Origin of the sequence: Pararoseomonas sp. SCSIO 73927, assembly GCF_037040815.1 — a bacterium.
Lineage (GTDB): Bacteria > Pseudomonadota > Alphaproteobacteria > Acetobacterales > Acetobacteraceae > Roseomonas.
The window spans coordinates 4,427,193-4,443,538 of record NZ_CP146232.1 but is presented as its reverse complement, the minus strand read 5'-3'; the positions used below and the strand labels follow the sequence as shown (position 1 = coordinate 4,443,538).

Sequence of the window (16,346 nt, the reverse complement as noted above, 5' to 3'; positions counted from 1 at the left end):
GGTCCTCAGAAAGCCCAGCGGCTGGCCCGGGCGGCCGGGCGCGGCGCGCGCGCGAGCGGCGCCGGCGGCAGGGGCGTGGTCGGGAGGGGCGGCGGGGGCGTGGAATCCGGCGAGGCGGCTTCCGCCTCCTCCTCCGGCATAGGTACGGCCGACGGCGACGGCGGCTCGATCTCGGGCCTGGGGCCGTCGTAGGGCAGCTGCGCCGCGGCGGTGATGCGGTTCAGCTTCTTGCCGAAGTGCAGCAGCCCCTGCAGGGCGGCGTAGGCATAGACGCGGCAGTCCAGGGCCTCGTTCCTCTTGTGGGAGGGGCACTCCCACACCCGGAACCGGCGGCCGCCCTCCTCCTTCAGCACGTTCCGCTCGGAGAGCATCTGCTCGTACCAGATGACGTCGCGGTCCTCGGGCACGTGCGTGAAGCCGGGCCCGTGCTTCTCGAAGGTCAGCCGGTGCCGGATGATGTCCTTCGCCGTATTGGTGCCGATGACGAAGGGCCGGTAGCTGGCCTTGCTCTTCGCCGTGGGTCGCTTGGCCGGCCAGACCGGGGAGCGCGCGCCGTTCTGCGCGCTCTCGCCCTTGATGCCCCACACCTTCCGGCCCAGCCGGGCCTTGCAGAAGGCGTAGGCTTTCTGGGTGTGGTGACCGCCCGTGTCGATGCAGGTGGCCTGCACCCGGAAGGGGCGGCCGTCGGCGCGATGGAACGTGCTCAGCAGGTAGGCGTCGACGCGCGTCCACAGCTCCTCGCTGTCGGGGTCGCCGTCGAAGACCTGGTAGTCGACCGACCAGGACTCCTCATCCTGGCCCCAGCCGACGATCTCCACCTCGATGCGGTCGTCCTGGACGTCCACGCCGGCGGTGAGGAGGCCGACCCCGAAGGGCACCTTCGCCTCCCAGGCCTCGCGCCTGGCGAGCAGTACGTCCAGCGCGACCGCCCGTCCCGCCGTCGGGCGGTAGGGGTTGCCGTCCTGGGTGTTCCACCAGACCTGCAGCTTGTCCTGGTTGCCCTGGGCATCCACCCACTTTGTGGCGATGTCGGACGGCTTGTCCTTCTGCCAGGGCGAATAGAGCTTCCCGGCCTGGAAGCCGGCATGCTTGTTCGGGACCGCCCAGCTGCCGCAGTGGCAGCACTTGGCCCGGTGCACGTCCCAGCGAGGCCCCTTCCAGCGGTCCCAGACGGCCTGCACGGCCCGCTGGTTGCTGGCAGGGTCCGACACCTCCTCGGCGCGCCAGGCGCGCTCGTAGGCGTCCAGCGGTGACTGGCGCTCGCCGCAGCACTCGAAAGCCTTGGTCTGGTGCCAGAGCGTGGTGGAGAGCGCCCGCAGGCGGTCTCCCTCGGACCACTCGCACCCGCAGGCCTCGCAGCTGATGGCGGCCTTCTCGGGCTTCCAGCCGGCCTTGCCGTCATCGTCCGGGAGGACGTGCCTATGGAAATTCGGGAACTGGCGGTGCCCGCAGTGCGGGCAGGCCAGGGAGGCGCGGCGCTGATCGCTCTCCGCGTAGGAGTCCGCGATGCGGCTCTCGTCCTCGACCGTCGGCGAGCAGGCGCGGATGGACAGCCAGTTGAGATCGAAGGAGGCGGTGCGCTCCTCGGCGATCGCGATCGGCTCGCCCTCGCGGGTGACCGGGTACTTGTCCACCTCGTCCGACATCAGGACCCGGATGGGGCGGCGCGCCAGGTTGTCCGGGGAGCCGGCGCCGGCGAGGGCCAGGAAGCCGCCGGGGAAGCTCTTGAAGAGCAGCGTCTCGTCGGCGTTCCGCGTCTTGCTGCTGCCCACCAGGTCCCGCAGGACCGGGGTGGACTTCACCATCGGCGAGATCCGCTCCTTCGAGAACTGCTCGGCCGCCGCCTCCTTCGGCTGCAGTAGCAGCATGGGGCTGGGGTCGAGGTGCGCGAAGTAGCCGAAGACGTTCTCGAGGAGCGCGGTCTTCATCAGCTGCGTGCACACCATCGCCGTGATGATGTGGACGCCGGGCTCCGTGACCGCGAGCATCGGCCCGCGGGCCACCTCCACCGTGGAGGTCTTCCAGCGGCCTGTGCGGGCGCCGGCCCCCTTGGCCAGGCGCCGGAAGCGGTCCGCCCAGTCGGGGACGGAGATACGGGGCGGCGGCGTCAGGCCCTTCCGGGCCGCCTGCCGCAGGCGATCAAGCTTCGTCCTCGGGCGGGGTAAAGTCGGGCTCGGGCTCCCCGAGGTCCTCGAGCTGCTGCTGGACATGGGGGGTGAGGGCCTCGAGCACGCGTCCGGCATCGATGCCGAGATCCGCGGCGATGAGCGGCGCAACGCGGGCCGGCCAGTTCATCCAGGCGTCCCGGAAGGCCCGGTACGTCTCGAACATGACGCCCTCGGCCACCGCGATTTCCACGACCGCATCCGCGTCGCGGCGGGCGGCGACCAGCACGCGGATCGCGGCGCCGGCGGCCTTCACCTGCTCGGAGCGAGCGAGGGCCGGGACGTTCCCGGCCAGCACGTCGCGCTGAAAGCCCTCGAGGTCGATCTCCTCGGCCGGCTCATCCTCGGCCGGCCGCGTCGGGCGGCGGAGCTCGCCGCCGTGCGGCTGCGGCTCCATCCGAGGGGCCGGGGCGGCCGGCGGGGGTGCGGACACCGGGGTGCGGACAGGTGCGGACACCGCAGGGGTGTCCGCACCTGTGTCCGCGGGGATGTCCGCAGGCGTGTCCGCACCGCTGGATGAGTGCCGGTTGCTCCTGCGCCACCCCGACCCGACGAGGGCGGGATCGAGCGTTCCGTCCCGGAAAGCCTGGAGTTTTCCGCCCTGGACCGCGCGGCGGACGAGCTTGTCGTCGCAGCCCTCGCGGCGGGCGAACTCGCGGATGGAGATTCCGCCGGGGGTGTCCGCGGACAGGGGTGCGGACACCTTTTTTTCTCCATAGCTGGGGGAGACGCGGGGCGCGAAGCGTCCCGTGCGAGGGGTGGGGGTCAGGAGGGACCCAGAACGGGGGGGGTGGGGGGCGGTCAGGCCCCCTCCTACCCCGCCCCTCGGGTCACCTCCCGACCCCTCGACGCCGCGCCCCGTGCTTTCTCCCCGTCGGCCACCCTCTGGGGCTCGGTCGGGAGGACGTGGGCGCGGCGTGTCTGGTCAGCTCGGCGTGGCGTGGGTCTGCACGATCCAGGCTTCGCCGTGGTGCTGGGCTGCTCGACTGGCGAAGATGAGCACCTGGTTCGCCGTGACCCGCGTCATGGCAGTGTCGATCACCATCGTCTGGAATGGCTCGGAGAACGCGGACAGCATCACGAAGCGGCCCAGGCCACAGAAGACGATGGGCTTGGGAGCCGGCTCCATCTGGGCCTGCTGCCGGTGCAGCCGCGCGACCTCGTCGTTGTCGCAGATGAAGAGCACCGGGCCGCGCCGCGCCGCCATGAGCGCATGGGCGAGAGCAGCCTCGGTCTTACCTGCGCCGGACGCGCCGACGATGGCCAGCTTGTGGAGGCGGCTCATCCGATCAGGCCCAGACGTGGCGGCCGGCCGCCCGGCGCTGTGCCTGGCGCTGCTGGTCGCGCTTGATGCGGCGATGCAGGCTGAGCAGCGGGCTGTCGATGCCGCCGCCGCGCCGGGCCACGCCGGACGCTGCGAAACGCCGGCGCTCCGCCCGGTTCCGCGGCACGCGGTCCAGGTCCTCCACGAGGCAGCTTTGCTCGGCCAGCGTCAGGCTGGCGCGGCTGATCATGAAGGCGAGTGCGGCCGCCTTCATCCGGCGCACGCGATTCCCGAGCCGCTGCAGCTGGAGCTGGAGGTCCATGCGCATCCTGATCTTCCCGATGATGAAGCTGAAGGTGCGCCCGCCTCAGCGGCGGGCGGTCGCGATCGCCTTGGCGAGCTGCTCGCGGAAAGCGGGGGCAAGGGTCGCTCTCACGACCTTCGCGGTGCGCGCCTGGAAGCCCAGGCGCGGCTTGTATTTCGCGGAGGGCACGAAGACGGCGAGCGGCTGCAGTGCCCCGTCGGCGAGGCGCCGCCAGAAGCCGCCGGTGCCTCCCTCGGACTTGCCGACGAAGACGTCCTTTCGGGCCTTTGCCGTGGCGAGGGCGCGCCGCGGCATGTTGCCGAAGGCGTTGCGCCGGATTGCGCGCGGGATGACGAGGGCCTGACCGCCGCCCGTGCCGCCGAGCTTCGAGGGCTCGGGCTGGCGCGTGCCGCCAGTCTCCTGCAGGCGCAGGTATTCGGCCTGTCGCTGCTTCGCGTAGACGCGCGCGACCAGCTGCCCCTTGCGGGCCGGCTGGACCGCGAACGCGTTCATGGTGAACGGGGTGGGGCGGTCAAAGACCGATGGGAGAGCTCGCCGGTTCGCAACCGCGGCGGTCTGCGCCACACTGGTGAGGGTCCGCGCAGCCGCGAACGGGACCTGGCGCTTGGCCAGGTCATCCAGTCCCCTGGTGAGAGGCCCGAAATCGGCCTTCACCTCCCCGAACTTCATGGAGGCCCCGCATGCATGACGAGCTGGTTGAGAAGGTCCGGGATTATCTCGCCCGGGATCTCGTGAAGTACTTCCCGTCCCACGCCTCGGAGATGCTGCAAGGTCTGGAGGACCGGATGCGCGAGCCCAGCAGGTCCGATCAGGAGATCGAGATGCTCTCCGAACTCCGGAGCAAGCTGAAGCTGGCGATGGACCCGACCCTGTCGTTTCCTGGTGCGACCGCTACTGGATCGTGAGGGTGGTGTAGCCCTTCCGGCCCTTCCGGCCCGGCATCACCTGGCCGACCATTTCCTTCGTGATGATTACGTTCGGCGTCGGCTCCAAGGCTTTCGTCTCGCTGCGGGTCACCACGTGGTTCCCGGCGATGACGCTCAGCGCGTCGCCGAGGCCGGCCAGGATGTCCGGCTTCAGCGCATCGCACTTCGCCTCGAGGGCGGCGATGTCGGCCTTGGCCAGGGCGTACTCCGCCACCTTCTTCACCAGCTTGGCGTCCTTGATGACAGGACGGGTGAGCGGCGCCGCCTTCGGGGCGGCGGTGGACTTGCGGGGCGCGGCGGCCATCAAGCGGCTTTCCTCTGCTGCAGCAGGCGCGAGACCTGCTTCGCGTGCCAGACCTCACCCCCGGAGGGCGGGCGGACGCCGCGGGCGGTGAGCGCCTCCGCGACCTGGCGGAGGCTGGTGGCGCCGGCGCGCTGGGCCGCCTCGATGAAGGGCCAGACGTCGGCAAGGTAGTCGACCGCGCGAGCGGTCTGCGCCGCGCGGCCGGCGCGCGACGAGGCGGAATCGATGCCCTTCTGCAGGCGCGGGGCTCCGAGCTTCACCCCGCGGGCCCTGGCCTGAGCGAGGGCGGCCTTGGTGCGCTGGCTGATCAACCCGGCCTCGAGTTCGGCCACGGCGGCCAGCAGCGTCAGCAGGAACTTCCCGGTCGGACCGGGCGGGATCTGGGGCAGGTCGCAGAAAGCGACGCCGGCATCACCGACGCCCTCCACGACCGAGAGGAGGAAGCGCGCGTTGCGCGCCAAGCGGTCAATTTTCGCGATCACCAGCACCGCGCGGCGGGCGCGGCAAGCGGCGAGCGCCGCGGTGAGCTGGGGGCGGTCCACCCGCTTGCCGCTCTCCACCTCCTCGAACTCGGCGGCGAGCTTGGCGCCGGGCTGCGATGCCAGAAAGGAGGCCACAGCCGCCTTCTGAGCATCCAGCCCCAACCCGCTACGGCCCTGCTGATCGGTGGAGACGCGGTAGTAGGCGACGAAGAGGGGTCCGCCCGCCGGGCCCTGTACGGGGCGCCTCAGCGTAGGGCGGGGCATTCTGGCGCTGTGACCTCCGCAAACGTCCGTTTAGGCCGTTGTCACACCTGGGTGGTGCGGGCAGGCTGACCGATGCAGTCCCAGAGGATTACAGCGTGCCCAGCATCACTCTCACGGCCAGCCGTGTTCGTGGCCTTTGTCTTCAGGCCGTCGCAGCCGTCCAGGATCGGATCGAGGAAGAGCAGAAAGCCAGGGTAGGCGGCTCTCCGGAGCGCCAGATGGCTGGCGTCCACGAGACGGCTCGGCTGAGCAAGATTCAAGGTCGGGTCGAGGAGCTCGCCTACGTAGCCGACTTGGCTTCGGGGATGGGCGGGGATGAGGTTGCGGTCGAGCTCGACCGAGAGGACCTCGCGTTGCTCGATTCCGCCCTTCGTCGTCCGAAGAAGTAGCCCGAGAGCGTCTCTCCGCCTCCACTTCGGAGGGACGTTGCCGACGCTGTGGCACCCGGCGAGCTGCGCGGAGCCGGAGCAGGTTCTGAGCGCCGGGCCGGGCACCGGCGTTCTTCTCGCTGTGGATGGGTCACCCCGGAAACGACGAAGCCCCCGGTCCTGGGGGAACCGGGGGCTTCTCTCGTGCGAGCCCCGACGCGCTGTCAGGACCCTCTCGGGGTATCGTGGCTTCGCCCTTACCCCAGGATGGGGAATCCGGGCAAGTGAAAAGTGAACAGGACGTAACTTAGGCAGCGGCGGCCGTCCGGCCCCACATCGCCCGAGCTGTCACCCCGTCCGGCGTGAAGCCGTACTCTCGGCCGCCTGGCTGGGCCGCGAGGATCCCAACGCCCTCCAGCACCACCAGCTCCGGCATGCCGAAGCCGCGGCCGCCGGCGATCGCGCGAGGGGAGCCGTCGGTCGGGAAGTGCTCCATGGCGGCCTGGCACCGGCCGGACATGCTGCCGAGGAATCGGGTGATCCGCTCGGCCCGCTCCGCCACGGAAAGGGTGATCGGCTGGTAGTGGGAGGAGCGGATGTGCGGGTCGCGCGCCGGGCCTGGCTCGGCCGGGGGCACGATCGGGGAGACCTCCGGGACCAGCTGCTTCGTGTTCAGCGAGCCGGCCACCTGGCGCATGCGCTGCCACTCTACGGCCCAGGCCTTGCCGGCGAGCTGCTGGGTGTACAGCTCCTGGCAGATCCAGCCGATCGCCTCGGCAAAGCGGCGCTGCACCGTCCGGTGCTCCATGCCCAACTTCTCGCCGATCTGGCGCCAGCTCAGCAGGGGCTTCTTCTGCCGGACGGAGATCAGGGAGCGGAGGAGGACGATCCGGCGGTGGACCACGTGCTCCACCGGGATGATCCCGATCCACTGGAAAGCCTCGTCCATCTGGTCGATCTGCCGGGCTGTCGGGACCTTACGCGGCAGGTCATCGTCCCCGGCCGGAGCCGCATCGGCCATGGCCAGGGCCTCGGCCGGCCAGTTGGTGCGGAAGCCCGCGGGGAAGCAGCCGCGCCCGGGCAGCGCACGGAGAGTGTCCGTGGCGTCGCAAAGCCGCATCTCGACCACCTCGGTGTCGTAGATGGGCCAGGGCAGCTCGGAGGCCTGGGCGGCCTGGGGCTGGGTCGTCATGGCGGCGTCGGCGCTCCCACGCGCGAAAAGGCGCCCGCGGAGGACCGCGGCGCCGGATGGAGGATCTGGATCGGAAGGGATGGCGCTGTGTTCGACAGCGCGGTCCTGAAACGACGATGCGCCCGGGTCCATAAGGCCCCCGAGCGCATCTCGCCGCAGCGTGGGGCCAGCCCTACCGGAAAATGGGGAATCTGGGCAAGCGCGAACAGGCGCGGCCACCAAGCAGCGTGCAACCTCTGGTACGTTCACTCGACCCCCGGGCGGCAGGCCCCCGCCCGGCGCCGTTCACTTTTCGTATCACGCCTCTGCGATCTGTGCAGCACATTCCTTAGGCATGGGTCGGTTCAGAGCCAGGATCCGCACCGCGACCTTTGAAGATTGGGTGTTACCGGTGTTCCCGGTGTTACCACATTGTTTTCTTTAGTTGAACCTGGGAACACCATGGCTCGAAGGCGGTGTTCCCGGTGTTACCTTCGGGCCAGAGAGGTAACACCGGGAACACCTAAAAACTCGGTCGGTGTTCCCGACTTTCTCAATTCAAAACAGGGCGGTAACACCGGATACACCGGTAACACCGCATTTTCAGGACCAGCGATCCTCGTCCGCCTCTTCCGCCCCCGGCTCGTCCTGCATGCCCAAGATCGCGCCACTAACCCGGTACACGCGCACGTTGCCCTCACCCGGCACCTTCACGACGTCCGACGACTTGCCCTTCCGCCCAGCCGCCAGAAGACCCTGGCTTGCCAGCACGGCCGCAACCCGTTTTGGGTCCATCCCCTTGCAGACGTCGTTGGTCCAGGCCTGGGGAAGGATGAGGTACTCCCAGCCGTCCCTGTCCCCCGCGGGACGCCGGCGCCAGCCCGCCCGATTCGTGGTGCGGAGCACCTCCGGCGGCGGCCCCTCGGGGTTGCCCTGCCCGTCCTGCCGCACCAGGGGGGTGAAACGGCTCTCGCCGTGCGCTTCGAGGAAGGCCTGCACCTGGCTGATCGCCTGCTGGTCCTCGGTGGTCCCGGCCCCGCCCCGCTCCCGCAGCCAGGTCTTGAAGCACTCCCCGGCCGCGCGCACCGCCTCGCCCTTCGGCCAGGGCAGCACCCCCCACTCCGTGGCCATCTCCCCCGCGAGAGCGATAAGGGCGAAGCGATCGGCCACGGAGCGGACCTGGCCCGCCGCATCCTCAGGGACGTGCAGCTTGGCAAAGCTGGCCTGGGCCCCCTTCACCCGCGCCTCGAGGTCCCGCTGCCCCGAAACCCGGGCGCGGACCAGCTGGGTGAGGAAGGCGCGCCCGGCTGTCCCGTAGTGGGTCCGCGCCTGCAGCTGCAGGTGCTTCGCCAGGTCCCCGGGCCCGGGCATGGAGTGCAGGTTCTGGAACACCCCCATCCCGGCGCCGGCATTCGCTGGCAGGTTGACTAGGCGCACCTCGAGGCCGGCCATCACCTTCCGTTGCGCCTCCGCCAGCTTCGCGGCCAGAGTGATCTCCCCGGTGGAGAGGAACATGGTCCGCCAGGTCCTCGTCCGCCGGGCGCCCCCTTCCTTGCCCGCCCGGAGCTTCCCGGCGCCGTTCGCCAGCATGTAGATCGTGTCCGCCACATCGGCCGCGCTGGCCTGTCCCATCTCGTCCAGGATTAGGGCGGTGTCCGAGGTTTCGGACGCGGCGCTCTCCAGGCCGTTGGCCGTGGCGCGCCACTGGCGGACCTGGGCGCCGCGGGCGCCCTTTCCCCAGACAGAGCCCGCCACGTAGAGGGTGGTGCTCTTCCCGGTCTGACTGTCGCCCACGATGTGAATGCCGCCGCTGTCGCCGCCCACAACGTCCAGCAAGGGGGTGGCCAGGGCGGTGCAGATGGCTAGCGCCAGCCGGTGATTCCCGACGGCGAAGGCCGCCACGTTCGTCTTCCAGCCTTGCAGGTCGCCGGTCGGGAGGAAGGCCCCGTCCGTCCCCGCGTGATCGGTCTGCAGGATCACGGACCCGGCCGCGGGGCCGAAGGCCTCCCCGCCGGGCAGGATGAAGACCGGCTTGCCCTGGCTGGTATGCCAGCCGGTCCGGTCCACGCAGATCAGGCGCCGCTTGCTCCGCACACCGCCGATGAAGTTCCGCAGCAGGGTCTTCGCCCGCCCGCTGGGGGAGCAGTGCAGCCCCGCATCCTCCAGCTCCTCGGCGATTCGGCTGCCGTCGGAGTGGACCAGCCGCTTCGGCACCGACCACTGGTGCTGGCGGCCGTCTCGGTCCTTCCAGCGGATCACGAGACCCCAGGCCATGCCGGTTCCGTCATTCGCCTCCCCCACCACCTCGAACGCGGCGGTGACGAAGACGGGGTCGGTCTTCAGGACCTCCCCGTCGTCGTTGACGGTCGTGCCCTCGTAGAAGAGGCCGCCGTCCCGGAAGACGTACCCCGGCGGCAGTTCGGGCGGGTCAGCGTCGATCGCCTCCTCCAGCAGCTCCGCCAGCAGCACCTCCGAGACCGTCTCCGGCAGGGTGTCGGCCAGGTCCCATCCCTCCGGCCACTCCCGGGGGACCTGGACGATGGAGAAGGAGGCCGCCTTCGTCGGGCCGCGCGACGGCCGCGCCATGGCCGCCGCCTCGTTCACGTACCGCCGGCCCGGGTCATCCTGGTCCGGCCAGGCCACCACCTTCCTGCGGTGCAGGGGGCGCCAATCCGCCTTCTTTGCCTTGTTGCTCCCGCCCTGGCTGGCGATGACGACGTAGTCCGGGAAGCGGAGCCGCGCCGCCTCCGCCGTCTTCTCCCCCTCGACCAGCAGCACGGGCGCCTCCGGCCGTGCCGCGAGGTACTGCAGGCCATAGAGAGGAATCGGCGCCGCCGGGGCCTTCATGTGCCAGCGGGTCTGGTCCTGGGGGCGGCCCTGCCGGTCCGTCCACACCCGCCGGCCGTGGCAGAAGGGGGTGACGTCCTTGTGCAGCTTCTCGCCGACCTGCTTCTCGAAGCGGGCGACCACGAAGAGCAGGCAGCCCTGCGCGTCGCGGTACTCCCACATCGCCACGGCCTGCCCGAGTTCGGGGTGGTAGAGCTCCGCCAGCTTCGGCGCGGGCACCATGACGGGCATGCGCGAGGGCTGCCACTCCTCATCCCGCTTCTTCGGCGGCGTCTCGTGCGCGTGGCCGTTCAGGTCGCCGAGCGGAGCGAAAGGGTCGGTGCCGCTCTTGGCGGACTGGTGGATTTCAGACATGGCGACCCCCCAGGTCGATGCCGAGCATGTCGGCGAGGCGCCGGGCGGCTTCGCCCTGGCTCAGGTTGTGGATGGCGGCTGTGAGGCTGATGACGTCGCCGCCGCTGGCGCCGTCAGCGGCGAAGTCCGCCCATTTCCCCGTGACGAGGTTCACCTTGCAGGACCGCCCGGGCTGGCCGGTGAGATCCCCGCAGACCCACTCGTCCCCCTCCTTCCGCCCGCCGGGGAGCCAGCGGGCGCACAGGTCCGGCAGCCGGTGCAGCGCGACCCGGTTGACGGCCTGGAAGTCGATTGGGGGTGGGGACTGCGGGGCCGCCTGACGGCCGCGCGGGCCGGGTGCGTGCCCCCGGGTCATGGCGACCGGCGCCGGGGCTCACGCCCGCCGCGGCCCGAGGGGGGCTTGGGGCGCGCGGCGGACGGTCCCTCGCCCTTCACTGCGGGGGCAGCGGGCGAGCTCGGGGAATTGTTGCGGGCGATGGCTCCGGCAATCCGGGCAACCTTGCGGAAGCTTTCGGCCGCCTCATCGGCTTCGCGCTCGGTGTCGAGAGCATCGGCCGGGCAGATGCTTCCGTCAGCCAACCCGTCAAGGAACGAGACAGAGACATCTGCGCCCTCGCGCGCGCTCTCAGCAATGGCCGCGGCGAGCTCAGTGTCGTCAGCCGGCTCCACGAGAAGGATCGTGTAGCCGCACATCAACGCGATTTCGCGTAGCAGCGCCGGCTCCTTCGCTCGCGCGACGAGATCAACCAGCACGTCGACCGGCATGTAAGAATCAGGCTTGTGGTGGTTCGCGTAGTCGGAGAGCTGGGATTTGCCAACACGGGTCACGGTCTCGCCGGCGAGACCGCCTCCGACATGTACGACTAGATTGCCGGTAGCGGTCTTCAGCGCGGATAGCCGCTCGGGCGTGCAATGCCGGACCGGACTGATTCCGGGTGCAGAGCGTGCACGGCGGCCGCATCCTTGCCGCATGCGATCATTCATGACCGACGCCGCCGCACTGGAGAGCACACGACCGGAGCGCGCTTCCCGGTTCGTGCGAGCCGTAGGGGCTGAACAGGCAGCACTTCAGATCGGCGAGGACGAGGGCTCGAGAGGGGCCATTTCGTACGCGCCGGCCAATGGTCCGAAAACCATTGCGTCGCTCGTTCGAGAACCGTCGCGGAACAATCACCGCCTTCGCGGATGCGACGGAAGAAAATCCCGGTTCCTCCCACGAGGGAGCCGATCCGGCTTTCGGACAGCCCGGTGGAAGCGGCATACGCTTCGGCAAGGCTGAGAAGGTCATGGCGCCAGTTCATACCGACATGGTGCGTACTACGGTACGCGTTAGTCAAGTGCCGCGTGCTATTGTCCTCGCGACCGCTCGGCATGCGGCGCGTACTATGGCACCCATGTCGATAGAGACTCTCATCGCCCGCTTAGAAGAGCGCGTGAAAGTACTGCGCGCCTCCGACCCAAAGTTTTCAGAGCGCGCTTTCTTGCGAAATGCCGAACTAGACGAAGCTACGCTTCGGCGCATCCGAGATAGACGGCAGGTCCCAAGTCCTGCTGTTCTGGCCCGTCTTGAGGGTGCTTTCGGTACTGCCCCTGGATACCTCATTGAGGCCGTCACGGGCCGCACGGCCGTGGCAAACTCTCTCGCTCTCGAGGCGGTCTATGTTCGTGGCGCTGTGCAAGCGGGCGTCTGGCGGGAAGCGGTTGAGTGGGCGTCGGCCGAGTGGTTCCCGATCATGGTGCCAACCGACAAACGCCTGCCCGCGAACGTCGAGCGCTTCGGTCTGCTAGTACGGGGCAACTCGATGGATCGGCTCTACCCCGAGGGGACCGTGGTCGTCGTCGTGCGCTACCACGACCTGAGACGGCAGCCCCGGCCGGGAGATCGCGTGGTCGTGCTCAGGCGGAACCCTCGGACTTTCGAGTTTGAGGCGACCCTGAAGGAACTGCAGATCGATAAGGACGGGCGAGTGCTTCTATGGCCCCGGAGTTCGGCGCCGGAGTTTCAGGCGCCCTTCATCATCCATGGTGAGCCACAGGTAAACCGCCTCGAAGGCAGCTCACCCGCCGACTTTGTTCCGAACGAGGGAGAGGACAACGCAGAACTCATAATCACAGGGTTCGTGATCGGAAGCTACCGGCCGGAGGACACCGACCCACTATAAGCGCGTACTGTGGTACGCATTTTCTGCTTGACGAGTACGAAGGTACGCAACAGGCTGGGGCTTCACCAAGGAAGTCCCGATGCCTTCTCTGTCCCCACACCTGCCCAACAACCGTCTCCCGCAGCGTGGAGCTGCGCGCCGGCGCTGCGCTGAGCCGAAGCGCGAGCTCGACCACGACCTGCGCGTCGAGAGTGGCGGCCAGGGCTCCGTCCGCCTGGTCATCAACGGCACCGTCGAGGCGCTGACCGCGAACGAGGCCGCCCGCTTCGGCGCCATGATCATCGAGACCGCGCGCCGCGCGGGGGCGGTCGGCTGATGCGGCCGACCTGCTCCACCCCCGAGCGTGACGAGTTCCTGCTGGCGAACTGGTCGAACCTCGAGCTCTCGCTTGAGGCCCTGGCAGCCCGGATGAATGCGATGCCCGGGCCGCAGATCGCGGGCGGCACCACGGTGTCCTCCATGCGCAAGCGGCTGGGCCTGCCCTCCAACCGGCGGCCGGCGCCTTCAGCTCGTCGCCCGTCGCAGGTGCGCGCCGCGACGGTGTCCACCCGCGGGCCCGCCCTTCACGGCGCCTCCGGCGTCAAGGGCACGTCGCTCTCCACCTCGGAGAGCGGCGCGGACCTTCCGGCCGACAACGGCGACCGCGCCGAGGCCGAGGAGCTGTTCGAGAGCGGCCTCTTCGCTCGCGCCGTCGCCGCCCAGCTGCAGGTGGACGTGGGTCTCGTCAGCTGCTGGTACTTCGCCTGGAAGAAGCGCCGGCCCGCGCAGGCGGCGCAGCGCGCGGAGGGCATCGTCCCTTCCAACCCCGCGCCCGCGAGCAGCAGGGGCATCGCGGCATGATCGCGCAGGACCTCGTCCAGGCCGCCGATCTGGCGCTCTCCATCGTGCACCACCGGCCCAACCTGCTCACCGTCGCCCTGGACCGGCTGGCGGATGAGACTGACCGCCTCCTGGAGCTGGAGGGCGCCTCCGCCGGCCCCCTCCGGGATGCCGGGAAGCGCATCGCCAACCACCTGATCGTGGCGCGCGCCTACCACCGGGTCGCGCCGGACCAGGTGCTGGAAGCGCTGGACGACATCCGCAGGCAGGCCACGCTGGTGCTGCGACTGGTGGAGGTCCTCCCCCTCGTCCCGCCGCCTCCCCTTCCCGCGGCCTGGAACGCCCCGCCGCAGGGCCGCCACGGCCTCTACGTCATCCCGGGGGGCCGGGCATGAGGCGCCGCTTCTACAACACCTGGAGGGCGGACCGCGCCCGACTGGCGGCGGTCTACCCCGCCGCCTTCCCGGGGCGGAACCAGGACCGCCCGGCGCTGTCGCGCGGGATCCGCGACCAGCTGGTCGCCACAGGCATGATGACCCGACGGCAGGCGGGCGACTTCCTCTCGGAATGGACCCGCCGCCCCCGCTACCTGCAGGCCATCGTGCAGGGCGGCCGGCGCGTCCACCTGGACGGGCGCCCGGCCGAGCACATCACCGAGGGCGACCAGCGCTACGCCGCCCGTGCGCTCGAGCAGCTGCGGTACGTCGGCCACGTCTCCCGCCGCCCGCGCCAGCCCGGGGCCACGATGGAGGCCGCCCATGTTTGACGGCGCCGCCCCCGGCGACGGGCCCGCCCTCGCCTACACCCCCGACCTCCTGCAGCACGCCGGCGTGGCCTCCTGGCCGTTCGGAGAGCTCCGGCGGGGCTGGTACCGCACCATCCTCGCGGACCCGCCCTGGGCTTTTCGGCTCCACTCCGACGCCGGAGACGCGAAGAGCCCGCAGCACCACTACAACTGCATGGACCTGGCCGACATCCAGGCCCTGCCCGTCGCCGACCTCGCGGATCCCGAGGGCTGTGCCCTGGTGATGTGGGCGACGGCTCCCATGATGCCGCAGGCCCTGGCGACCCTCGCCGCCTGGCACTTCGCGTTCAAGACGATGGGCACCTGGGCGAAGCGCAGCCGGACCGGCGGCGCCTGGGCTTTCGGCACCGGCTACGTGTTCCGCAGCGCGGCGGAGTTCTACCTGGTCGGCACGCGCGGCCGGCCGGAGCTCGCTGCGAGGAACGTACGCAACCTCATCGTGGCGCCCACGCGCGAGCACAGCCGCAAGCCCGACCAGCTGCGCCACGACCTCGAGCGCCTCTTTCAGCCCCCGCGCGCCGAGCTCTTCGCGCGCGAGGCGACACAGGGCTGGGACGCCTGGGGCAACCAGGTCGGCAAGTTCACCCCGGAGGCGGCCCATGGCTGAAGCAACTGGCATCAGCTGGGCCACCAGCACCTTCAACCCCTGGATCGGCTGCACCGCGGTCTCGCCTGGCTGCGACAACTGCTACGCGGAGACGCTGGCCACCCGTCACCGATGGGTGGAGTGGGGCCCGCACGCGCTCCGCCGCCGCACTAGCTCGGCCAACTGGGCCAAGCCCCTCACCTGGAACCGCAAGGCGGCGAAGTCGGGCCAGCCCTGGCGCGTCTTCTGCAGCAGCCTCGCGGACGTCTTCGACAACCGCGCCCCGGAAGGCGCGCAGGAAGACCTCTGGGCGCTGATCCGCGCCACGCCGTTCCTGACCTGGATGCTGCTGACGAAGCGGCCCGGGAACATCGTGAAGATGCTCCCCCCGGATTGGGGCTCCGGGTGGACGAACGTGTGGCTGGGCACGACCGTGGAAAACCAGGCCGAGGCGGAGCGCCGGCTTCCGGCTCTCCTGTCCGTACCGGCAACCCTGCACTTCCTCTCCTGCGAGCCGCTGCTGGGCCCCGTAGACCTCTACCGTGTCGCCGAGGGGAACGGGTGGATGCGCGACGCCCTGGTCGGGATGCGCTGGCATCCCGGCGCGACGGCGGACGTGCGTCAGGGCTGCCGATCCGAGGGGCACGCCCGTGTTGGCTGGGTGATCGCCGGCGGGGAGAGCGGGCACAGGGCCCGCCCAATCGAGCCCGCCTGGGCTCAGGCACTCCGCGACCGGTGCGACGCGGCGGGCGTGCCCTTCCACTTTAAGCAGTGGGGCGGCCCCAACCCGAAGGCGGCGGGCCACCTTCTGGACGGTGCTGAGCGCTTGGCGGTGCCGGCATGACCGTCTACGTCGACGATATGCGGGCGCGGCTGGGGAAGATGATCCTCTGCCACATGATCGCGGATACGGATGAGGAGCTGCACGCCATGGCAGCCCGCATCGGCGTCTCCCGGCGCTGGCACCAGGCGCCGCCCCAACACGACAGCCACTACGACGTTGCCCTCAGCAAGCGCGCCCTGGCCGTGGAGGCCGGGGCCGTCGAGGTCCCCATGCGCGAGCTGGTGGACATGCTGATCGAGCGTCGCAGGACGGGCCGCCTGACACGCCAGAGCGAGCGGGTGAGCGCAGCATGAATGCGTGCCGCATCCGGCTTTCGCGCCGTCCGAACTGGAGCATGCCGCCCCAGAGCATGTCCGTCGCCCGCCCGCACCGCTGGGGCAATCGCTACAACGTCGGCCTGGTCTTCACGGCGGCCGAGGCCGTCAGCCTGCACCGGCAGGACGTGGAGGAGCGCCTCCGCGGTCCCTTTGCCGCGCGCTTTGCCGGCGAGCTCGAGCAGCTCCGGGGCAGAAATCTCGGCTGCTGGTGCGCCCTCTGCCCCGACCACCAAGCCGGGAAGCCGTTCGGTGTCGCCTGCGCCGCCTGCGCGCCCTGTCATGCCGACACATTGGGGGAGCTCGCGAACGCCCCCCTCACCTGCGAGGCCGTCCATGCCTGACT

22 protein-coding genes are annotated in these 16,346 nt (G+C 70.3%); 11 read left to right on the top strand and 11 right to left on the bottom strand.

The window, feature by feature from the left end:
- Positions 1-5: 5 nt before the first annotated feature.
- The 5 genes from VQH23_RS21010 to VQH23_RS20990 form a co-directional block, all read right to left on the bottom strand.
- Positions 6-2,210 (bottom strand): terminase gpA endonuclease subunit, encoded by a 2,205-nt coding sequence (locus VQH23_RS21010; protein WP_338662617.1) that lies wholly within the window; start codon positions 2,208-2,210, stop codon positions 6-8.
- Complete coding sequence (locus VQH23_RS21005) at positions 2,140-2,868, bottom strand: hypothetical protein (RefSeq protein ID WP_338662616.1); 729 nt, start codon at positions 2,866-2,868, stop codon at positions 2,140-2,142. Before VQH23_RS21005 ends, VQH23_RS21010 begins: the two co-directional genes overlap by 71 nt.
- A gap of 222 nt (positions 2,869-3,090) precedes the next feature.
- The gene (locus VQH23_RS21000) at positions 3,091-3,450 is read right to left on the bottom strand and encodes a hypothetical protein (RefSeq protein WP_338662615.1); all 360 of its coding nucleotides are present in this window, start codon (positions 3,448-3,450) and stop codon (positions 3,091-3,093) included.
- A 4-nt stretch (positions 3,451-3,454) separates the two neighbouring features.
- A complete protein-coding gene (locus VQH23_RS20995) occupies positions 3,455-3,751 on the bottom strand; it encodes a hypothetical protein (RefSeq protein WP_338662614.1) in 297 nt (98 codons plus the stop codon).
- Between the two features lie 45 nt (positions 3,752-3,796).
- Entirely contained in the window at positions 3,797-4,423 is a 627-nt protein-coding gene (locus tag VQH23_RS20990; protein WP_338662613.1) for a hypothetical protein, read from the bottom strand.
- An 11-nt stretch (positions 4,424-4,434) separates the two neighbouring features.
- Between VQH23_RS20990 and VQH23_RS20985 the strand changes: the two genes are divergently transcribed.
- Positions 4,435-4,659 (top strand): hypothetical protein, encoded by a 225-nt coding sequence (locus tag VQH23_RS20985; RefSeq protein ID WP_338662612.1) that lies wholly within the window; start codon positions 4,435-4,437, stop codon positions 4,657-4,659.
- On the opposite strand, the gene VQH23_RS20980 is transcribed toward VQH23_RS20985, so the two are convergent.
- On the bottom strand, positions 4,646-4,984 hold the full coding sequence (locus tag VQH23_RS20980; protein ID WP_338662611.1) for a hypothetical protein: 339 nt from the start codon (positions 4,982-4,984) through the stop codon (positions 4,646-4,648). The genes VQH23_RS20985 and VQH23_RS20980 overlap by 14 nt on opposite strands.
- Positions 4,984-5,730 carry a recombinase family protein gene (locus VQH23_RS20975; protein WP_338662610.1) on the bottom strand — a complete coding sequence of 249 codons (747 nt, stop codon included), beginning with the start codon at positions 5,728-5,730 and terminating at the stop codon, positions 4,984-4,986. Before VQH23_RS20975 ends, VQH23_RS20980 begins: the two co-directional genes overlap by 1 nt.
- A gap of 95 nt (positions 5,731-5,825) precedes the next feature.
- Between VQH23_RS20975 and VQH23_RS20970 the strand changes: the two genes are divergently transcribed.
- Complete coding sequence (locus tag VQH23_RS20970; RefSeq protein WP_338662609.1) at positions 5,826-6,119, top strand: hypothetical protein; 294 nt, start codon at positions 5,826-5,828, stop codon at positions 6,117-6,119.
- A gap of 286 nt (positions 6,120-6,405) precedes the next feature.
- Here VQH23_RS20970 and VQH23_RS20965 read toward each other — a convergent pair whose 3' ends face one another.
- The 4 genes from VQH23_RS20965 to VQH23_RS20950 all read right to left on the bottom strand — a co-directional run bounded on the left by VQH23_RS20965 (position 6,406) and on the right by VQH23_RS20950 (position 11,235).
- Positions 6,406-7,290, bottom strand: a complete 885-nt coding sequence (locus VQH23_RS20965) for a DUF6362 family protein (RefSeq protein WP_338662608.1) — start codon at positions 7,288-7,290, stop codon at positions 6,406-6,408.
- Between the two features lie 582 nt (positions 7,291-7,872).
- Positions 7,873-10,470, bottom strand: coding sequence for a DUF927 domain-containing protein (locus VQH23_RS20960; RefSeq protein WP_338662607.1), 2,598 nt, complete (start codon positions 10,468-10,470; stop codon positions 7,873-7,875).
- Positions 10,463-10,825, bottom strand: coding sequence for a hypothetical protein (locus VQH23_RS20955; protein WP_338662606.1), 363 nt, complete (start codon positions 10,823-10,825; stop codon positions 10,463-10,465). The genes VQH23_RS20960 and VQH23_RS20955 overlap by 8 nt, the downstream gene beginning before the upstream one ends.
- Entirely contained in the window at positions 10,822-11,235 is a 414-nt protein-coding gene (locus tag VQH23_RS20950) for a hypothetical protein (protein WP_338662605.1), read from the bottom strand. Before VQH23_RS20950 ends, VQH23_RS20955 begins: the two co-directional genes overlap by 4 nt.
- Before the next feature lie 629 nt (positions 11,236-11,864).
- Here VQH23_RS20950 and VQH23_RS20945 point away from each other — a divergent pair.
- From VQH23_RS20945 to VQH23_RS20905, 9 genes are all read left to right on the top strand, one after another.
- Positions 11,865-12,632, top strand: coding sequence for a S24 family peptidase (locus VQH23_RS20945; protein WP_338662604.1), 768 nt, complete (start codon positions 11,865-11,867; stop codon positions 12,630-12,632).
- 79 nt (positions 12,633-12,711) lie between these two features.
- Positions 12,712-12,948 carry a hypothetical protein gene (locus VQH23_RS20940; protein WP_338662603.1) on the top strand — a complete coding sequence of 79 codons (237 nt, stop codon included), beginning with the start codon at positions 12,712-12,714 and terminating at the stop codon, positions 12,946-12,948.
- Positions 12,948-13,472, top strand: coding sequence for a hypothetical protein (locus tag VQH23_RS20935; RefSeq protein ID WP_338662602.1), 525 nt, complete (start codon positions 12,948-12,950; stop codon positions 13,470-13,472). The genes VQH23_RS20940 and VQH23_RS20935 overlap by 1 nt, the downstream gene beginning before the upstream one ends.
- Positions 13,469-13,846, top strand: coding sequence for a hypothetical protein (locus VQH23_RS20930; protein ID WP_338662601.1), 378 nt, complete (start codon positions 13,469-13,471; stop codon positions 13,844-13,846). The genes VQH23_RS20935 and VQH23_RS20930 overlap by 4 nt, the downstream gene beginning before the upstream one ends.
- Complete coding sequence (locus tag VQH23_RS20925; RefSeq protein ID WP_338662600.1) at positions 13,843-14,217, top strand: ProQ/FINO family protein; 375 nt, start codon at positions 13,843-13,845, stop codon at positions 14,215-14,217. Before VQH23_RS20930 ends, VQH23_RS20925 begins: the two co-directional genes overlap by 4 nt.
- Positions 14,210-14,863 carry an MT-A70 family methyltransferase gene (locus VQH23_RS20920; protein WP_338662599.1) on the top strand — a complete coding sequence of 218 codons (654 nt, stop codon included), beginning with the start codon at positions 14,210-14,212 and terminating at the stop codon, positions 14,861-14,863. Before VQH23_RS20925 ends, VQH23_RS20920 begins: the two co-directional genes overlap by 8 nt.
- Positions 14,856-15,686, top strand: coding sequence for a phage Gp37/Gp68 family protein (locus tag VQH23_RS20915; RefSeq protein ID WP_338662598.1), 831 nt, complete (start codon positions 14,856-14,858; stop codon positions 15,684-15,686). Before VQH23_RS20920 ends, VQH23_RS20915 begins: the two co-directional genes overlap by 8 nt.
- On the top strand, positions 15,683-15,979 hold the full coding sequence (locus VQH23_RS20910) for a DUF4031 domain-containing protein (RefSeq protein ID WP_338662597.1): 297 nt from the start codon (positions 15,683-15,685) through the stop codon (positions 15,977-15,979). The genes VQH23_RS20915 and VQH23_RS20910 overlap by 4 nt, the downstream gene beginning before the upstream one ends.
- The gene (locus VQH23_RS20905) at positions 15,976-16,344 is read left to right on the top strand and encodes a DUF4326 domain-containing protein (RefSeq protein ID WP_338662596.1); all 369 of its coding nucleotides are present in this window, start codon (positions 15,976-15,978) and stop codon (positions 16,342-16,344) included. The genes VQH23_RS20910 and VQH23_RS20905 overlap by 4 nt, the downstream gene beginning before the upstream one ends.
- Positions 16,345-16,346 lie beyond the last annotated feature (2 nt).

Excerpts from the sequence above, each read along its gene's own strand:
- VQH23_RS21010 (WP_338662617.1), bottom strand. The coding sequence starts at position 2,210 with ATGTCCAGCAGCAGCTCGAGGACCTCGGGGAGCCCGAGCCCGACTTTA.
- VQH23_RS21000 (WP_338662615.1), bottom strand. The coding sequence starts at position 3,450 with ATGAGCCGCCTCCACAAGCTGGCCATCGTCGGCGCGTCCGGCGCAGGT.
- VQH23_RS20995 (WP_338662614.1), bottom strand. The coding sequence starts at position 3,751 with ATGGACCTCCAGCTCCAGCTGCAGCGGCTCGGGAATCGCGTGCGCCGG.
- VQH23_RS20990 (WP_338662613.1), bottom strand. The coding sequence starts at position 4,423 with ATGAAGTTCGGGGAGGTGAAGGCCGATTTCGGGCCTCTCACCAGGGGA.
- VQH23_RS20985 (WP_338662612.1), top strand. The coding sequence starts at position 4,435 with ATGCATGACGAGCTGGTTGAGAAGGTCCGGGATTATCTCGCCCGGGAT.
- VQH23_RS20980 (WP_338662611.1), bottom strand. The coding sequence starts at position 4,984 with ATGGCCGCCGCGCCCCGCAAGTCCACCGCCGCCCCGAAGGCGGCGCCG.
- VQH23_RS20975 (WP_338662610.1), bottom strand. The coding sequence starts at position 5,730 with ATGCCCCGCCCTACGCTGAGGCGCCCCGTACAGGGCCCGGCGGGCGGA.
- VQH23_RS20965 (WP_338662608.1), bottom strand. The coding sequence starts at position 7,290 with ATGACGACCCAGCCCCAGGCCGCCCAGGCCTCCGAGCTGCCCTGGCCC.
- VQH23_RS20960 (WP_338662607.1), bottom strand. The coding sequence starts at position 10,470 with ATGTCTGAAATCCACCAGTCCGCCAAGAGCGGCACCGACCCTTTCGCT.
- VQH23_RS20955 (WP_338662606.1), bottom strand. The coding sequence starts at position 10,825 with ATGACCCGGGGGCACGCACCCGGCCCGCGCGGCCGTCAGGCGGCCCCG.
- VQH23_RS20950 (WP_338662605.1), bottom strand. The coding sequence starts at position 11,235 with ATGCCGGTCGACGTGCTGGTTGATCTCGTCGCGCGAGCGAAGGAGCCG.
- VQH23_RS20945 (WP_338662604.1), top strand. The coding sequence starts at position 11,865 with ATGTCGATAGAGACTCTCATCGCCCGCTTAGAAGAGCGCGTGAAAGTA.
- VQH23_RS20940 (WP_338662603.1), top strand. The coding sequence starts at position 12,712 with ATGCCTTCTCTGTCCCCACACCTGCCCAACAACCGTCTCCCGCAGCGT.
- VQH23_RS20935 (WP_338662602.1), top strand. The coding sequence starts at position 12,948 with ATGCGGCCGACCTGCTCCACCCCCGAGCGTGACGAGTTCCTGCTGGCG.
- VQH23_RS20930 (WP_338662601.1), top strand. The coding sequence starts at position 13,469 with ATGATCGCGCAGGACCTCGTCCAGGCCGCCGATCTGGCGCTCTCCATC.
- VQH23_RS20925 (WP_338662600.1), top strand. The coding sequence starts at position 13,843 with ATGAGGCGCCGCTTCTACAACACCTGGAGGGCGGACCGCGCCCGACTG.
- VQH23_RS20920 (WP_338662599.1), top strand. The coding sequence starts at position 14,210 with ATGTTTGACGGCGCCGCCCCCGGCGACGGGCCCGCCCTCGCCTACACC.
- VQH23_RS20915 (WP_338662598.1), top strand. The coding sequence starts at position 14,856 with ATGGCTGAAGCAACTGGCATCAGCTGGGCCACCAGCACCTTCAACCCC.
- VQH23_RS20910 (WP_338662597.1), top strand. The coding sequence starts at position 15,683 with ATGACCGTCTACGTCGACGATATGCGGGCGCGGCTGGGGAAGATGATC.
- VQH23_RS20905 (WP_338662596.1), top strand. The coding sequence starts at position 15,976 with ATGAATGCGTGCCGCATCCGGCTTTCGCGCCGTCCGAACTGGAGCATG.